Raw genomic sequence first — 15,721 nt, forward strand, 5'->3', positions numbered from 1 at the left:
ATCGAGGAGGCACCCGCCCATGGCCCGTCCGCCCCGCCGCCCCTCCGCTCCCGGGAGCGCGCCCCGATGGCCCGCTCCCGTCCCGGTCCCCGAGCGACCGGCCACCGGCGCGACGTCCGCCGGGAAGCCGCGAGGGGGCTCCGGCCTCCGCACGCCCTCCGCGCCGCGCGCCGCGTCCGCCCCGCGCACTCCCCGCCCGAAGCAGCCGCCCGCCCCGCCCTCGTCGGCGTGGATCGCCGGCGTCCGCGGCTCGGGCTTCACGCTGCTGGTGATGGGGATCATGATCCTCGCGGTGGTCGTGCTCGCCCCGAGCATCAAGAACTTCGTCGAGCAGCGCGCCGAGATCGCCGAGCTGCAGCGCTCCGTCGACGCGGCCAAGACGCAGGCGCAGAACCTCGACGAGCAGCGCACCCGCTGGTCCGACCCGGCGTTCATCCGCGCCCAGGCCCGGGAGCGCCTCTACTTCGTCATGCCCGGCGAGGTGAGCTACCTCGTGCTCGACGACGTGACGCTCGCCCAGCAGGCGCAGCAGCCCGCGAGCGACACGGTGCAGGAGACCCCGAGCGACTGGGCCGGCTCCCTGCTGTCCTCGATCGCGGTCTCGGGCCTCGGCGAGCCGACCGCCGACGAGCTGACGCCGGCCCCGTAGGTCCCGCCCGACCCCGCGTACACTGGAGCGTCCTCCCGGCCGTCCGTCCTCTGGAGCCCCCGTGACCACGCCCCCCTTCGATCCGCCGACCGAGCGCGACATCGCGGTCGTCTCCGCCCAGCTGGGCCGCCCCGCCCGCGACGTGGTCGGGATCAGCGCCCGCTGCGTCTGCGGCGACCCGACGGTGGTCTCCACGAGCCCCCGCCTGTCCGACGGCACGCCGTTCCCCACCTTCTACTACCTGACCCACCCCGCCGCGACGGCCGCGATCTCGCAGCTCGAGGCCACCCAGGTCATGGTCGAGTACAACGGCATGCTCGCGGAGGACGAGGAGCTGCGCGAGGCCTACGCCGCTGCGCACCGGGCGTTCCTGGCCGACCGCGAGAGCGTCGGCTCCGTCCCCGAGATCGCGGGCATCTCCTCCGGGGGCATGCCCTCACGGGTCAAGTGCCTCCACGCTCTCGCCGCGCACGCCCTCGCGGCGGGCCCCGGCGTCAATCCCATCGGCGATCTGGCCCTGGCCCGCGCCGACTGGTCTCCCGAGCGCTGCGCCTGCAGGCCGCTCGACGCGTAGCCGCTCCTACCGGAGCCACGGAGGCGCCACCACCGGCGCGCTCTTCGCTAAGCTGATTCCCAGTCGGGGTCAGTGCTGCCCACCGCATCGAGAGCGGGCACTTCGCGTTGCGTGAGGGTGTTCGCATTGTCCATCCCTCTTGGAGAGTCAACCGTGCCCAGAATCCTGATCGTCGGAGGCGGCTACGCCGGCTTCTACACCGCGTGGAAGCTCGAGAAGCAGCTCCGGCCGCACGAGGCAGAGGTCACGATCGTCGACCCGCTGCCCTACATGGCGTACCTGCCCTTCCTCCCCGAGGTCGCCGCGGGGTCGATCGAGCCGCGCCACGCGATCGTCTCGCTCCGCCGCCACCTCAAGAAGACCGCGATCCTCGCCGCCAAGGTGACGAAGATCGACCACGCGAACCGCACCGCCACGATCACCCCGACCGTGGGCGAGCCCTACGAGTTCGAGTACGACCAGATCGTCGTCACCGCCGGCTCCGTCTCGCGCACCTTCCCGATCCCGGGCGTCGCCGACAACGCGATCGGCCTGAAGACGATCGAGGAGGCGACCGCGATCCGCGACCGCATGCTCACCAACTTCGACAAGGCTGCGTCGCTCCCGGCCGGCCCCGAGCGCTCGCGCCTGCTGACCGTCACGGTCGTCGGCGGCGGGTTCGCGGGCATCGAGGTCTTCGCCGAGCTGCGCTCCTTCGCGAGCGCGCTGCTCAAGCGCTACCCCGAGATCGACTTCGAGGAGACGCAGTTCCACCTCATCGAGGCGATGGGCCGGATCATGCCCGAGGTCGCCCTCGAGACGAGCCACTGGGTGCTGAAGAACCTCGACCAGCGCGGCGCCACCGTGCACCTCGACACGCAGCTGAAGTCGGCCGAGAACGGCGTCATCCAGCTGTCGACGGGCGAGAGCTTCGAGTCGGACCTCATCATCTGGACCGCGGGCGTCATGGCGAACCCGTCGATCAAGAACTCCGACCTGCCCATCGAGGAGCGCGGCCGCCTGCGCGTGCGCGCCGACCTCCGCGTCGGCCACGACGACGTGCTCGTCGAGGGCGCCTGGGGCGCCGGCGACGCGACCGCCGTCCCCGACCTCACCGGTGGCGGCGTCGGCGGCTTCTGCGTGCCGAACGCCCAGCACGCCGTCCGCCAGGGCAAGCTCATGGCCAAGAACATCACCGCGGTGCTCCGCGGCGAGGAGCCGGTGGACTACTTCCACAAGAACGCGGGAGCGGTCGCCGGTCTCGGCATCGGCATCGGCGTCTTCCAGTCCGGCAAGATCGCGATCAAGGGCTTCCCCGCCTGGGTGATGCACCGCGGCTACCACGGTCTCGCCATGCCCTCGTGGGAGCGCAAGTTCCGCGTGGTCTGGGGCTGGTGGAACAACCTCTGGCTCGGCCGCGACATCGCCTCGATCGAGGCCCGCGAGTTCCCCCGCGGCTCCTTCGAGACCTACGCGTCGCGTCCGCGTCCGGCGGCCCCTGCCGCCGAGGCTCCGGCCGCGCAGGCTCCGGCGCAGATCCCCGGCCAGGCCGGTGCTCCGGTCCCGGTCGGCGGCGAGCCCGCGAAGTCCTGACATCGCCGCCGGGAGGATCCGTCCTCCCGGTGGTCGCCCCCATAGCCCAATCGGCAGAGGCAGACGACTTAAAATCGTCTCAGTCTGGGTTCGAGTCCCAGTGGGGGCACTCCGTCCGACGCGCTGGTCTCTAGGCGGCGCGGGCGTGCGCGCTGCGTCGCCCGGGCTCGAGCAGGGCGGACTCGAGGGCCTGGGTGATCTCGCCCGGGGTGCAGTCGGTGCAGAGCACGACGAGCTCCTCCTCGGTGTCGCGGCCGCCGGAGCGGTCGAGGACGACGGCGTCGGTTCCGCAGAGTGCGCATTCGATCATGCGGGTACCGTACGTCCGACCTCCGACACGGGCGCGGCAGTGCCCCGGCGCGTCACGACCGGATCCGTCGGGGAGCCGGGTCCGGTCCCGTCCCGGTCGTCCTTCCGCGGACAGGAGCCCGGTTTTCGGGAATCGGACGAGGATCCCGCGCGCCCGTGCCACCTCGCCTAGAGTCGTCACCGGGCGGTTCCGTGCCCGGGCGCCCGCGTCCGGAGGCGAGCCACCCGGTCCACGGCGGGCGCCGGGAACGGCCCCGCTTCTCGTGCCCGCGGGCACCGTCATGCACCGCCCGGAGACGGGCGGCCGGGAGGCCCCCATGGGGAAGCTGCTCTACGGAGCCTCGGGAGTCGAGATCGAGTTCGACGACCGCACGCTCACGCACGTCCAGATCGTCATCGCCAACAAGCTGCGGCGCCGTGAGAGCTTCTTCTTCTCCTGGCGGGACGACCCGGCGGTCGGCGACGGCCGCTCGAGCATCTGGCTCGACCCCTCCGTGCCCCTCTACTTCAAGTACTTCGGCGGCCGGGTCCCTTCGATCAACCGCACCTGGATCGACCTGCTGACCGTCTCGGCCAACTCGTCCGGCGGGCTGCAGCTCGTGCAGGAGCCGGACGCCGCCCCCACCCCGCCGCCGAAGGGCGAGCAGGGCGCCTGACCTCACCCGCCGTTCCCCGGAGAAGAGCCCCATGCAGCGCGACGTCTCGGCCCACCTGACCCTCGACGTCGCGGCTCCGGCCGCCCTCGTCCTCTCGATCGCGGTGGCCGACGCGTACGGGGCGGAGGAGTCGCTGACGCTCACCGTCGACGGCCGCCCGCTCGCCGCTCGCGAGGTGATCGACCAGCACGGCACCCGGCTGCACGTGCTCGACGCGCCGGTCGGGCATCTCGTCGTGGACTACTCCGCGCGCGTCCTGGGACGCCTCGCTCCGCTCGAGGGCGACGAGGTGGACCGGCTGCGGTACCTGCGGCCGAGCCGCTACGCCGAGTCGGACGTGCTGTGGGCGACGGCCCGCGCGGAGTTCGCCGGCCTCGCCGGAGCGGACCTCCTGCACGCGGTGAGCTCCTGGGTCGGCACGCGCCTGGCGTACGTCCCCGGCTCCAGTCTCCCGACGGACGGGGCCGAGCGGACGCTGCTCGCCCGCCGCGGAGTCTGCCGCGACTTCGCACACCTCGTCGTCGCCCTCCTCCGGGCGCTGGACGTGCCCGCCCGGCTGGCGGCCGTGTACGCGCCGGGGCTGCAGCCGATGGACTTCCACGCGGTCGCGGAGGCCTGGATCGAGGGGGAGTGGCGGGCGGTCGACGCGACGACGCTCGCGCCGCGGTCGAGCCTGGTGCGGATCGCGACGGGACGCGACGCGGCCGACACCGCGTTCCTGGGCGTCTACGGCGGCATCGCGACGCTGCGCGAGCTGACCGTCAGCGCCGTGGCCGACGTGCTGCCGGGCGACGACCTCGACCGGCCCGTCTCGATCGGCTGAGCGGGCCGCCCGGCCCGGCTACTCCGACTCGACGAAGCGGCGCCAGGCCCAGATCGACGTGCACACCGCGCTGAAGGCGACGACGGCGAAGAGCACCGGGCCCGCTCCGCCGTCGGTCGACCAGGACGCGATGGTCGGGGTGAGCAGAACGAACAGCACGGTCGTCGCGAGGAGCGTGAGCCCGAGCCAGAGCAGCGGGGACCACTGCAGGATGCTGCGGCCGGCGGGCCGCCCGACCGGGAACAGCAGCACCACGCTCGAGCCGACCGCGATCAGCGTGGTCGCGCTGAGCACCTCGGCGGCCAGCACGGAGCCGAACGAGCCGTCGGGCGGGACCACGGCGGAGGCGCCCCAGGCGAGTCCGGCCAGACCCAGCAGCGAGACGACGCGGACGGTGGAGAGCTTCGCCCGGTCGACGGCGGACGCGCCCTCGGGGAGGACGAGGCCGATCACCACGCCGAAGAGGAGTGCGGGGTCCAGTCCCGCGAAGCGCGAGACGAGAGCGGCCGCCGCGACCAGGAGGAGCGCGCGGGGAGCGGCGACGACGCCGATCACGCCGAGGCCGATCCGCCGCCCGACCAGCGCGGGGACGGCGGCGGCGACCGCGTTGACCACGGCGACGGCCACGATGACGGCGATCAGCAGGCGCAGGTAGGCCGGCTGGCCGTCGACGCGTCCCGAGAGCAGGACGAGGCCGGCCGCGCAGCCGATCATCCCGACGACCATCAGGCGCGGCGAGACGGGGCCGGCGTCCGGCTTGTCGTCGTACTCGACGGCGGCCCTGTTGCGGCCCGTGAGGTGCCAGCTGCGCTCGGCGCGGGGCGCGCGCCCGGCCGCGGCGAGGCGGGCCGGCACGACGACCAGGGCGAGCGAGAGCAGAGCGAGGGCGAGCGAGCGCATCCAGTCGGTCATCGAGACGACGGGCGATCCGGCCGACAGCGCGGTGGTCATCCCGGTCGCCGAGCTCCAGCCGCCCGGCTCCGATCCGGCGTCGGGGGCGGGCTGCGGCGGCACGTCTCCGCCGCCCTGGTCGGGAGCCGGGACCGGCGCCGCGGTGGGCTCGGCGGTCGGCTCGTCGTCGGGTGCGGGCGCGGCCTCTCCAGGGCGCACGGGCGACGGGGACGCGGTCGGCGCCGCGCTGCTCGGAGCGGGAGACGCGGTGGCCCCGGGAGCGGTGGGCGCGGCTCCGGGAGCGGCCGGCGTCGTCGCACTGGGCGTGCCGGTGGGGGCGGTCGTCGCCGCCGCGAAGGTCACGTCGATCCAGGGGCTCGGGGGGCTGTAGTTGCCGGCACTGTCGCCCGCGATGGCGGAGACCCGGTGCGCGCCCGCCGTGATCGTGCCGCCGGTGCAGCTCCAGGCGCCTCCGCTGACCGCCGCGTCGCAGGTGTTGACCCGGTCCACGTACACGTAGGCGCGAGTGCCGTCCACGCCCGTCCCGGAGTAGGAGGCGCCGCTGAGCGGCAGAGCGGCGCCGTCGGACGGCGACGTGAGGGCAGGGGCGGCAGGCGCTGCGGTGTCGACCACGAGGGTCACCGGCGCGCTGGCCGGCGAGGCCGCGCTGCCGGCGAAGGAGGCGGTCTGCGTCGCGGTGACGCGGTAGCTGCCCGGCGCCGGAGTGGGGGCGAGCTGGCAGAACCACGCGCCGCCGGAGTCGGCGGTGGCCAGGCACGCCGCGCCGCCGTTCGAGACCGCGGCGACGCTCGCGCCGGGGTAGGCCGTGCCGCGGACCGAGCCCGCGGAGGTCGCCGAGCCGTCGACCGACTCGATGACGGGGGCGCTGAGGACGGCGATCGAGACGGCGGCCGAGGTGGTCCCGCCGCCGGCGAGGAGCTCCACCGCGACCAGGGTCGCCGGTCCGTCGTCGAGCGAGACGGCGCAGCTCCAGCCGCCGTCGGCGCCCGCCGTGGTGATGCAGAGGGGGTCGCCGCCCCCGCGGAGCCCGATCTGCACCTGGTCCCCGGCCGTCGCCGTGCCGGTGACCGTCGTCGCTCCCGAGCTGAGGACCGCGCCGGCGACGGGCGCGGTGATCGCGACGGCGGCGGCCTGCGCGGCCGGAGCGGCCAGCCCGGAGACGGAGGCGACGGCCGCGAGCAGCACCAGCAGCAGGGCGGCCGTGCGCCGCGGGGATCGGCGGAGTCGGGGCGCCGGCACGACCGGTGAACCCCCCGGTACTGCCACGTCGACGCCCGATTTCACGATGCGTCCATTGCACGGGGGCAGGGGGGAGCTGTCAAGCGCGCCGCACCACTGTTCCCGGATGTACACCATTCGGAGGAGGCGTCTCAGCCGGTCGGGGGAGTCGGGGAGATCCGGGAGAGCGCTTCCGCGAGAATATACCCGTCGATCAGATCCGGAGGACAGTGCGATGCGCGAAGACGAGGCCCGCGGGCGCGATCGGCGGGAGGTGCGCGTCGAGGCCGCGCGCTTCGACGATCCGCGCGAGCTCGGCGGCCTCCTGCCGCCGGGCCTGCGCATCGGACTGGCGCAGAGCGCCTTCCAGACGGAGGGCTCCCTCGAGACGGGCGGCCGGGGCCGGTCGGTGTGGGACGACTTCGCGCTGAAGCGGGGGACGATCGCCGAGGAGGCCACCCCCGAGATCGCGACGGACTTCCTCCTGCGCTGGCGGGAGGACCTCGCGCTGCTGGTCGATCTCGGCGTCGACGAGCTGCGGCTCTCGGTCTCGTGGCCCCGACTGCAGCCCGACGGCCGCGGGCCGATCGACCGCGGAGGGCTCGGCTTCTACGACCGCCTGCTCGACGCTCTCGCCGAGTCCGGGATCCGGGTCGCGCTGACTCTGCACCACCGCGACACCCCGTCGGCGCTCAGTGGCGGCTGGATGAACCGCGACACCGCGTTCCGCTTCGGCGATCTCGCCTTCGAGCTGGGCGGTCGGTTCGGCGACCGGGTCGCCGACTGGATCACCCTCGACCAGCCGTCGACGGTGATGCTCGAGGGCTACGCGCTCGCGCGGCAGGCGCCGGGCGCCGGCCGGCTGTTCAGCGCCCTGCCGGCGCTGCACCACCAGCTGCTCGGGCACGGCGTGGCGCTGGAGGCGCTGCGGGCGGCCGAGGTCACCGGGAGGATCGGCCTGGTCGACGCGCTCGCCCCGGTCGAGCCCGCCTCCGACGACGACCGGGACCGCGCCTTCGCCTCCCTGGCGGACGTCCTGCGGAACCGCCTGGTCGCCGACGCCGTGCTGACCGGGTCGTACCCGGTCGGACCGGAGGAGCTGCCGCCGTTCCTCGGCGCCCTCGCGCAGGCGGATCCGGTCGACCTCGCGCGCATCTCGGCTCCGCTCGACTTCTACGCGGTCGCGCCGCTTCCGCCGCTGCGGATCGTCGCGGGCCGCGACCCGGCGCTGCCGACCGGGGTGGGCGCTCCTCCGGCGCTCCCCTTCCACACGGCGCCCTGGCCGGAGCTGGACCGCACCGGCGACGGCTCCCCGGTCGCGCCCTGGGCGGTGGTCTCGGTGCTGCGCTCGCTCGTCGAGCGCTACGGCGAGGCCCTCCCGCCGCTGGTCGTCACCGCGCTCGGCGCGAGCTACCCCGACGAGCCCGATCGCCAGGGCGCGATCGTGGACACGGAGCGGATCCGCTGGCTCGGGGCGCACCTGGCCGCGCTCGCCGAGGCCGTCCACGACGGACTGCCGGTGGAGGCCGTGCAGCTCTGGACCCTGGTCGACGCGTTCGAGTGGCAGCACGGCTACAGCCGCCCGCACGGACTCGTGGCCGTCGACACGCGCAGCCGCGACCGCGTGCCCAAGGCGTCGTTCGACTGGCTCCGGCGGGTCCTCGACGCCCGCTCCTGACGCGGGGGCGTGCGAGACTGCCGCCGTGCGCAGCCTCCTCGCCCTCGCGTCCGTCCTCCACGCCGACCCCGCCCCGGTGCTCGCCGCCCTCGCGGACGTCCTCGCCGCCGACGGCGCCTACGAGCGGCGGGGGACCGGGCTCGAGCGTCGGCTCCCGGTGCTCGGCGTCGAGCAGTGGCGGGTCCTTGCGGACGAGGAGGGGTCCCGGGTCGAGTGCGAGCTGGTCGCCGCGCCGGCCTCGTCGGCGCTCGCCGGGGTCCTCCTGCGGCGGCGGATCCGCGAGGCGCCGGAGCGGTTCCGCGCGGTCGTCACCGCGGTCGCCGACGCGGTGGAGTGACGCTCCGCGGCCGCCCGGCAGGGTCCGCTCCGCAGCCCGCTGTCCGCTCCGCCCGCCGCCACGCCTCCACGCCGCGCCAGCGCCCCCCGAACGGGGAATGCCCGGGCGCTCGCCGCTGTTGTCTACCGATGACGGGACGGGGCTCGGCGCCCCGCCCACCGGACAGCTCGGAGGAGCCAGAGGCAGATGGCAGGAACAGGGATGAACAAGGGTCGAGGGGCGCGCGGCACTGACGACGAGATCGTCTACCGCCGCCACGCGAACGGACGCGGCATGGTCGCTCCCGGATCGCGCGTCTCGGCGACCGCGTACGTGGAGACCGGCGCCTATGTGGAGCCCGGCGCGACCGTGGGCGAGCGCGCCTGGATCGGCGCGGGCAGCTGGGTCGACCGCGACGCCATGATCGGGCACAGCGCCTTCATCGGCGCGAACGTGCACGTCGGGCCCGAGGCGATCATCGGACCGGGCGCGCGGATCGGGAGCTACTCCCGCATCGGACGCTCGGCCGTGATCGCAACCGGCGCCCGGATCGACCGCGACACCGTGGTGCCCGACGGCGCCCGGAAGGGCCTCGACGAGGCGAGCGAGACCGGTCGCCGCGCGGCCTGACCCCCACGACCCTGTTCCGCCGACTCCCGGGAGCCGCGGATTAGGGTCGTTCCATGTTCGAACTCCACCACCTCAGCGCCCAGGAGCAGTGGGACTGGCTGCAGCGCGGAGAGGTCACGCCTCTCGAGCTCGCCGATCACTACCTCGCCCGGATCGAGCGCTGGAACGGAGAGCTCGGCGCCTTCGCCACGGTGACCGCCGACCGGGCCCGGGAGCGGGCCGCGGCGCTCGGCACCGATCCCGGAACCGCTCCGCTCTGGGGCCTGCCGAGCGGCGACAAGGACCTCTGGCGGCGCGCCGGCGTGCGGACCGCATCCGGATCCCGCCTGCGCGAGCACCACGTGCCCACCGCCTCCGACGAGATCGTCGAGGTGCTCGACGCGGCGGGGGCGGTCAGCCTCGGCAAGACCGCGGCGCCCGAGTTCGGGATGCCCTCCTACACTGAGACGCGGATCGGGCCGCCCGCCGTCACGCCCTGGGACATCCGCCTCGGAGCGGGCGGGTCCAGCGGCGGCGCGGCGGTCGCCGTCGCCGCGGGACTGCTGCCCTTCGCTCCCGCCTCGGACGGCGGCGGGTCCATCCGCATCCCCGCCGCTGCCTGCGGCCTGGTGGGCCTGAAGCCCTCCCGCGGACGCGTCGCCGCGCTCTCGGGGATCGGCGGGGTCGGCGGCCTGACGGTCGCCGGTCCGATCACCCGGTCGGTCGCCGACGCGGGCCTCCTGCTGGAGGGCATCCTGGAGAGGACGAACGGCCGTCTCCCGCAGCGCTGGTCGCTCGGTGCGCCCGGCGACGGCGACGGCTCGTTCCTCGGCGCCGCGGTACGCGGAGAGGGGCGCTTCCAGATCGGCGTGCTGACGGACTCGCCCTGGGACGAGGAGTACGAGATCGCACTCGCTCCGGAGGCGCGCGCCGCGCTGGACGAGGGGATCGCCGGGCTGGCCGCCCTCGGCCACGGTCTCGAGGAGGTGTCGCTGCCCCCGAGCGCCGCGTACCCCGCCGCGTTCCGGACGCTGTGGCAGAGCGGTGCCGCGACCCTGCCCGTCGAGGAGGCGGACCTCGATCTGCTGGAGCCGCTGACCCGCTGGCTGGTGGAGGAGGGGCGCCGGCGCTCCGCCCGCGAGATCGTCGAGGCGGCGTCCTGGCTCTCGGGCTACGAGCGCGCGGTGATCGCGGCGTTCTCCGGCGTCGATGCGGTCCTGACGCCGTCGCTGGCGATGACGCCGCGCCCCGTCGGCTGGTACGACCTCGAGGATCCCGAGCGCAACTTCGAGCAGCAGTGCCTCTACACGCCGTACACGTCCTTCGTGAACGTGAGCGGCCTCCCCGCGATCACCCTTCCGCTGAGCACCACGGAGGAGGGCCTGCCGATGGGCGTCCAGCTGATCGGGCGGCCCGGCGGCGAGGCGACGCTGCTCGCGATCGGCGCGCAGCTCGAGCGGCGGGCGCGCTGGCAGCGGCGGCACCCGCCGCAGTGGTGACGGGTCCGGCCGCGGCCGCTCGGCGGATGGTCAGGGTCCGGCTCTGGCCACTGAGGTAAGCCTTGCCTATACTCGACCACGATGTGCATGTTCGAGGACCGCGACGGCTCCGCGCCGGTCGACGTGAAGCAGTTCCTGATCGCGGGCGACGAGACCGTCGTTCCGTGGATCCAGAGCATCCTCGACACCCTCCCCGCGAACGCTCGCGGCCAGGTCTTCGTCGAGGTCGACGACGCGCGCGGACTGCCGCCGCTCGCCGCCCCCGGACGGGTCTGCGTCACCTGGCTCGGCCGCTCCGAGCGCTCGGGCGCCCCCGGCACCGGTGAGCGCTGCTCCCGCGGAGTCGCGCTCGACCGGGCGGTCCGGGCCTGGGTCGGGGAGATGTCGGTCGTCGACGGCGACTACCCGTGGGCCGACGACCGCCACGATTTCTGCGCCTGGATCGGCGGGGCCGGCCCCGTCGTCGCCGAGCTCGCCGCCGACGTCGAGGCGCGCCTGCGCACCTCCGCCGAGCACGCCGCGCGCTGACCGTCAGCCGGGCGTCCTGGCTGAGTGTTAGGCAAGGCTTACCTTCTGTGCGAGACTGAGGCGATGCCTCCGACGACCGCCGCCCCCGCCCGACCGGCCTACCGGCCGTACCTCGCGACCGTCGCCGCAGCGACCCGGATCGCCCCCCACTTCGTCCGCGTGACCCTCACCGGCACCGGCCTCGACCACATCGGCTGCACCGGCCCCGACCAGCGCATCAAGCTCGTCGTCCCGACGGCCGCCTCGGACGCCCCCGCCTTCCTCGCCTCCGTCTCGGACCCCGACGGACCCGACGGACTCGACCCCGACTGGTACGGCCGCTGGCGGCAGCTCCCCGACGAGCTCCGGAACCCGCTCCGCACCTACACGATCCGCGCCGTCCGCCCCGACGACGCCGAGGTCGACATCGACTTCGCCGCCCACGGCGACACCGGACCGGCCTCCGCCTGGGTCGAGACCGCCCGCCCCGGCGACCAGATCGTCATCATCGCGCCCGACACGCGCTCCGACCTCCCCGGCGGCGGAGTCGAGTTCCACCCCGGCGCCGCCACCTCCCTCCTGCTCGCCGGCGACGAGACGGCCGTCCCCGCCATCGCCGCGATCCTCGAGAGCCTCGACGACGACGCCACCGGAGCCGCGTTCCTCGAAGTCCCCACCGCCCTCGACCGCCTCCCGCTCCGCCACCCCGCCGGCGTCCACGTCACCTGGATCGTCCGCGCCGACGGAGCAGCCCCCGGAGCGGCCCTCGGCGACGCGGTCCGCGCCTGGGCCACCCGCTTCCTCACCGCCCACCACCGCGGCGTCGACGTCAGCGATATCGACGTCGACCACGAGATCCTCTGGGAGGTCCCCGACGAGAGCACCGACCCCGGCCTCTACGCCTGGATCGCCGGAGAGGCCGGCGCCGTGAAGCTGATCCGCCGCTGCCTGGTCACCGAGCTCGGACTGGACCGGAAGCGAGTGGCGTTCATGGGGTACTGGCGCCTCGGCCGCCAAGAGTCCAACTGACCCGGAGCGCCGCAGGGCGACGTTCTGCGGCGTTGTCGTCGGGCGCGATACCGCCGGTATCGCTTCCTCCTCCGCCTTGCAGAACGACGCCCTGCGACGCTCCGGGCACTGCTCGTAGGGGTGCGGCGCGCCAGAGGCGCGACCGCGGAACACGGCGCGCCACAGGCGCGACCGAGAGGTGGGGCGCGCCGGGGGCTCGACCGGGAGGTGCGGCGCGCCGGGGGCTCGACCGGGAGGTGCGGCGCGCCGGGGGCTCGACCGGGAGGTGCGGCGCGTCACGGGCGCGACCGAGGGCGATCATGCTGGGCGAGTAGCCCTCGCGAGGGCGTATCGAGATCCACTGCCGACGGGCGTCGCGCGGTGATCGAGCGGTCCTCGGGCATACGGCGACCCGGCCGACCGCGCACATCATGCTGATCGGGCAGCGCTCGCGAGGGCGTATCGAGATCCACTGCCGACGGACGTCGTGCGGAGATCGAGCGGTCCTCGGGGGCGCGGTGGCCCGGGCGACCGCGCACGACATGCTGGTCGGGCAGCCCTCGGAGAGGGCGTATCGAGATCCGCGGGGCGAGCACGCGGGCGCTCCGCTCCCGCACCGGGACGGCCTGTCGCGCCGCCCCGCGCCGCGCCGGCGGGGAGCGGCAGCGGGCTACAGGGTGGGGGAGACGCCCACGAGGCGGCTGGAGAGGGTCCAGAGGTCGTGGGCGAGAGCGCGGTCGCGGGCCTGGGGGTTCAGGGAGCCGTGCGGCGTCAGCTGGTCGAAGTAGGTGCCGCTGGCGGCGCCGACGTCGGGCTCGGAGGCGAGGGTGATCAGGGGCACCGCGCCCGCCTCGGCGGAGATCCCGAAGGAGCCGACGGAGAGGCTCGTCATCAGCTTCATCATCGTGCTGTCGGCGCCGAAGCTCGTCGAGACGACGCCCGGGTGGAACGAGTAGGCGTCGACCGACGTCGTCAGCAGGCGCTCCGCCAGCTCGCGGATGAAGAGGATCGTCACCAGCTTCGACGTGCCGTACGCCCGCCAGCCGCCGAGCCACGGGCCGCGCCGGTTGTCGAGGTCGTCGAGCTTCACGCGCCCGAAGCGGTTCGCGAGGCTCGCAGTGGAGACGACGCGGACACCGGCCCGCTCCCTCGAGGTCTCGATCATCCGCGGGAGCAGGAGACGGGTGAGCAGGAACGGCGCGAGGTGGTTGCTCTGGATCGTCCGCTCGTGGCCGTCGACCGTCTCGGCGCGGTGCGAGACGAGCCCGCCCGCGTTGTTCCCCAGCACGTCGATCCGTTCGTAGCGCTCGAGGAGGCCGTCGGCCAGGGCCCGGACGTCGTCGAGCCGGTCGAAGTCGGCCAGGAAGGCGTCGCCTCCCACGTCGGCGGCGACGGCGCGGGTGCGCTCGGGGTTCCGCCCGACCACGGCCACGCGGGCCCCGGCGGACGCCAGCGCTCCCGCCGCGACCCGGCCGATGCCGGAGCTCGCTCCGGTGAGGACGACGACGCGCCCCGTCATGTCAGTGACCACGGAGATATCCGCCCTTCTCGAGACCGGCTTCGATCTCGAATCGATTGCGCAGCGGATCGCGACCCGCCACCGTGTACGCGAACGGGAACCACATCCCGTAGAGCCGCCACTGCTCCTTGTGCACGGCCTCGTGCTCGAGGACGCTGTCGGAGACGTTGGTGCCCGTGAGGTAGCTCGTGCCGACGCAGGACCCGCCGCGGCCGAACGCCCAGGAGGGCAGACCGGTGAAGACGACGAGCCCGTGGCTGCGCCGGATCGGGCCCGTGCTCCACAGCGCGCCCCACGCCAGTCCGACCGCGCACGCGAAGAGGTAGCCCGGCCGGGTGATCGCCGGATCCAGGGCCACCGCCGCGACGGCTCGACGGAGCGCGCTCACGCGCTGTCGCGTCCGTAGGTCTCGAGCAGCCGCAGCCAGACCTCGCTGATCGTCGGGTAGGAGGGGACCGCGTGCCAGAGGCGCGAGAGCGGCACCTCGCCGACGACGGCGATCGTCGCGGAGTGGATCAGCTCGCCGACCTCCTTGCCGACGAAGGTGACGCCGAGGACGACCTTCCGGTCCTCGTCCACGACCATCCGCGCCGTGCCCGTGTAGCCGTCGGCCGCGAGGGCGGCGCCGGCGACCGAGCCGATCTCGTAGTCGACGACGCGGGTGCGGTAACCTGCCTTCTCGGCGGCCGCGGCGGTGAGGCCGACGGACGCGACCTCGGGGTCGGTGAAGACGACCTGCGGCACGGCCTCGTGGTCCGCGGTCGCGACGTGGGCTCCCCAGGGGGCGTCGCGGACCTCGGCGCCGGTGGCGCGCGCGACGATCACGTCTCCGGCCGCTCGGGCCTGGTACTTGCCCTGGTGCGTGAGCAGTGCGCGGTGGTTCACGTCGCCGACTCCGTAGAGCCACGGACGCCCGCCGCCGAGGGGAGCGCCGTCGTCGCCGAGCACGAGCATCGTGTCGTCGACGGTCAGCGAGGAGCCGGGCTCGAGGCCCACCGCCTCGAGGCCGACGTCGCGGGTGTGCGGGGCGCGGCCGGTCGCGGCGAGGACCTGGTCGGCCTCGATGACGTCGCCGCCCTCGAGCGTCACCGCCACGGTGCCGTCGGCGCGGCGCTCGACCGAGACGGGCGAGTCGCCGAGGCGCAGGTCGACGCCGAGGTCCTGGAGCGCCGAGCCGACGAGCTCGCCGGCGAAGGGCTCGAACGGCGCGAGGAGTCCGCTCCGGGCGACGAGCGTGACGGAGGAGCCCATGCCGGCGTAGGCGGTCGCCATCTCGGTGGCGACGACTCCGCCGCCGATGACGACGAGGCGCGGCGGCACCTCCTCGGCCGAGGTGGCCTCGCGGCTCGTCCAGGGCGAGGCGGCGCGCAGGCCCGGGATGTCGGGGACGACGGCGGTGGTGCCGGTAGCGACGGCGACGGCGGAGCGGGCGCGGAGCACGCGCACCTCGCCGTCGGGACCGGTCACGGTCACCTCGCGCTCCCCGCTCAGGCGGCCGTGCCCGCGGACGAGCTCGATGCCGGCGCCCTCGAGCCACTGCACCTGGCCGTGGTCGTCGAAGTGGCTGGTGAAGGAGTCGCGGCGGGCCAGGAGCGCGGGCACGTCGACTCCTCCGCTGACCGCCTGGGCTGCACCGGGCAGATCGCGGGCGGCGCGGAGCGCCATCGGCGGCCGCAGCAGCGCCTTCGAGGGCATGCACGCCCAGTACGAGCACTCGCCTCCGACGAGCTCGCTCTCGACGACGGCCGCGGTGAGGCCGCCCTGGACCGCGCGGTCGGCGAGGTTCTCGCCCACCGGCCCGGCTCCGATGACGATGACGTCGAACTCGTCGGTCGTGCTGGTCATGCTGTCTCCCTGGTGTTCTCGGAGGCG

At 74.6% G+C, this 15,721-nt stretch carries 16 protein-coding genes and 1 tRNA gene; 12 read left to right on the plus strand and 5 right to left on the minus strand.

Going from position 1 to position 15,721, the window contains the following annotated elements:
• Positions 1-19 precede the first annotated feature (19 nt).
• The 4 genes from GSU45_RS05345 (at position 20) to GSU45_RS05360 (ending at position 2,904) form a co-directional block, all read left to right on the plus strand.
• Complete coding sequence (locus GSU45_RS05345) at positions 20-649, plus strand: septum formation initiator family protein (protein ID WP_159913320.1); 630 nt, start codon at positions 20-22, stop codon at positions 647-649.
• A gap of 61 nt (positions 650-710) precedes the next feature.
• The gene (locus GSU45_RS05350; protein WP_159913322.1) at positions 711-1,223 is read left to right on the plus strand and encodes a DUF501 domain-containing protein; all 513 of its coding nucleotides are present in this window, start codon (positions 711-713) and stop codon (positions 1,221-1,223) included.
• Positions 1,224-1,376: 153 nt separating this feature from the next.
• Complete coding sequence (locus GSU45_RS05355; protein ID WP_159913324.1) at positions 1,377-2,795, plus strand: NAD(P)/FAD-dependent oxidoreductase; 1,419 nt, start codon at positions 1,377-1,379, stop codon at positions 2,793-2,795.
• A gap of 35 nt (positions 2,796-2,830) precedes the next feature.
• Positions 2,831-2,904, plus strand: a tRNA-Leu gene (locus GSU45_RS05360).
• A 21-nt stretch (positions 2,905-2,925) separates the two neighbouring features.
• On the opposite strand, the gene GSU45_RS05365 is transcribed toward GSU45_RS05360, so the two are convergent.
• Positions 2,926-3,105 carry a hypothetical protein gene (locus tag GSU45_RS05365; protein ID WP_159913326.1) on the minus strand — a complete coding sequence of 60 codons (180 nt, stop codon included), beginning with the start codon at positions 3,103-3,105 and terminating at the stop codon, positions 2,926-2,928.
• A gap of 316 nt (positions 3,106-3,421) precedes the next feature.
• Between GSU45_RS05365 and GSU45_RS05370 the strand changes: the two genes are divergently transcribed.
• Complete coding sequence (locus GSU45_RS05370) at positions 3,422-3,760, plus strand: ATP-dependent DNA ligase (RefSeq protein WP_068211888.1); 339 nt, start codon at positions 3,422-3,424, stop codon at positions 3,758-3,760.
• A gap of 31 nt (positions 3,761-3,791) precedes the next feature.
• Positions 3,792-4,583, plus strand: coding sequence for a transglutaminase family protein (locus GSU45_RS05375; RefSeq protein WP_159913328.1), 792 nt, complete (start codon positions 3,792-3,794; stop codon positions 4,581-4,583).
• Positions 4,584-4,601: 18 nt separating this feature from the next.
• On the opposite strand, the gene GSU45_RS05380 is transcribed toward GSU45_RS05375, so the two are convergent.
• Positions 4,602-6,734, minus strand: a complete 2,133-nt coding sequence (locus GSU45_RS05380) for a hypothetical protein (protein WP_159913330.1) — start codon at positions 6,732-6,734, stop codon at positions 4,602-4,604.
• A gap of 214 nt (positions 6,735-6,948) precedes the next feature.
• On the opposite strand from GSU45_RS05380, the gene GSU45_RS05385 reads away from it, so the two are divergent.
• The 6 genes from GSU45_RS05385 to GSU45_RS05410 all read left to right on the plus strand — a co-directional run bounded on the left by GSU45_RS05385 (position 6,949) and on the right by GSU45_RS05410 (position 12,351).
• Positions 6,949-8,391, plus strand: a complete 1,443-nt coding sequence (locus GSU45_RS05385) for a family 1 glycosylhydrolase (protein ID WP_159913332.1) — start codon at positions 6,949-6,951, stop codon at positions 8,389-8,391.
• 25 nt (positions 8,392-8,416) lie between these two features.
• Positions 8,417-8,728 (plus strand): hypothetical protein, encoded by a 312-nt coding sequence (locus GSU45_RS05390; RefSeq protein ID WP_159913334.1) that lies wholly within the window; start codon positions 8,417-8,419, stop codon positions 8,726-8,728.
• Positions 8,729-8,914: 186 nt separating this feature from the next.
• Complete coding sequence (locus GSU45_RS05395; RefSeq protein ID WP_244248232.1) at positions 8,915-9,337, plus strand: transferase; 423 nt, start codon at positions 8,915-8,917, stop codon at positions 9,335-9,337.
• 53 nt (positions 9,338-9,390) lie between these two features.
• The gene (locus GSU45_RS05400; RefSeq protein ID WP_159913336.1) at positions 9,391-10,815 is read left to right on the plus strand and encodes an amidase; all 1,425 of its coding nucleotides are present in this window, start codon (positions 9,391-9,393) and stop codon (positions 10,813-10,815) included.
• 81 nt (positions 10,816-10,896) lie between these two features.
• Entirely contained in the window at positions 10,897-11,343 is a 447-nt protein-coding gene (locus GSU45_RS05405; RefSeq protein WP_104225027.1) for an SIP domain-containing protein, read from the plus strand.
• 63 nt (positions 11,344-11,406) lie between these two features.
• Positions 11,407-12,351, plus strand: coding sequence for a siderophore-interacting protein (locus tag GSU45_RS05410; RefSeq protein WP_159913338.1), 945 nt, complete (start codon positions 11,407-11,409; stop codon positions 12,349-12,351).
• Positions 12,352-13,000: 649 nt separating this feature from the next.
• On the opposite strand, the gene GSU45_RS05415 is transcribed toward GSU45_RS05410, so the two are convergent.
• From GSU45_RS05415 to GSU45_RS05425, 3 genes are read right to left on the minus strand one after another with little or no spacing between them, the layout of a single operon-like run.
• Positions 13,001-13,861 carry an SDR family NAD(P)-dependent oxidoreductase gene (locus GSU45_RS05415; RefSeq protein WP_244248233.1) on the minus strand — a complete coding sequence of 287 codons (861 nt, stop codon included), beginning with the start codon at positions 13,859-13,861 and terminating at the stop codon, positions 13,001-13,003.
• Entirely contained in the window at positions 13,851-14,237 is a 387-nt protein-coding gene (locus tag GSU45_RS05420) for a Fe-S oxidoreductase (protein ID WP_159913340.1), read from the minus strand. Before GSU45_RS05420 ends, GSU45_RS05415 begins: the two co-directional genes overlap by 11 nt.
• Complete coding sequence (locus GSU45_RS05425; protein WP_159913342.1) at positions 14,234-15,694, minus strand: NAD(P)/FAD-dependent oxidoreductase; 1,461 nt, start codon at positions 15,692-15,694, stop codon at positions 14,234-14,236. Before GSU45_RS05425 ends, GSU45_RS05420 begins: the two co-directional genes overlap by 4 nt.
• Positions 15,695-15,721 lie beyond the last annotated feature (27 nt).

Origin of the sequence: Rathayibacter sp. VKM Ac-2801, assembly GCF_009834245.1 — a bacterium.
Taxonomy (GTDB): domain Bacteria; phylum Actinomycetota; class Actinomycetes; order Actinomycetales; family Microbacteriaceae; genus Rathayibacter.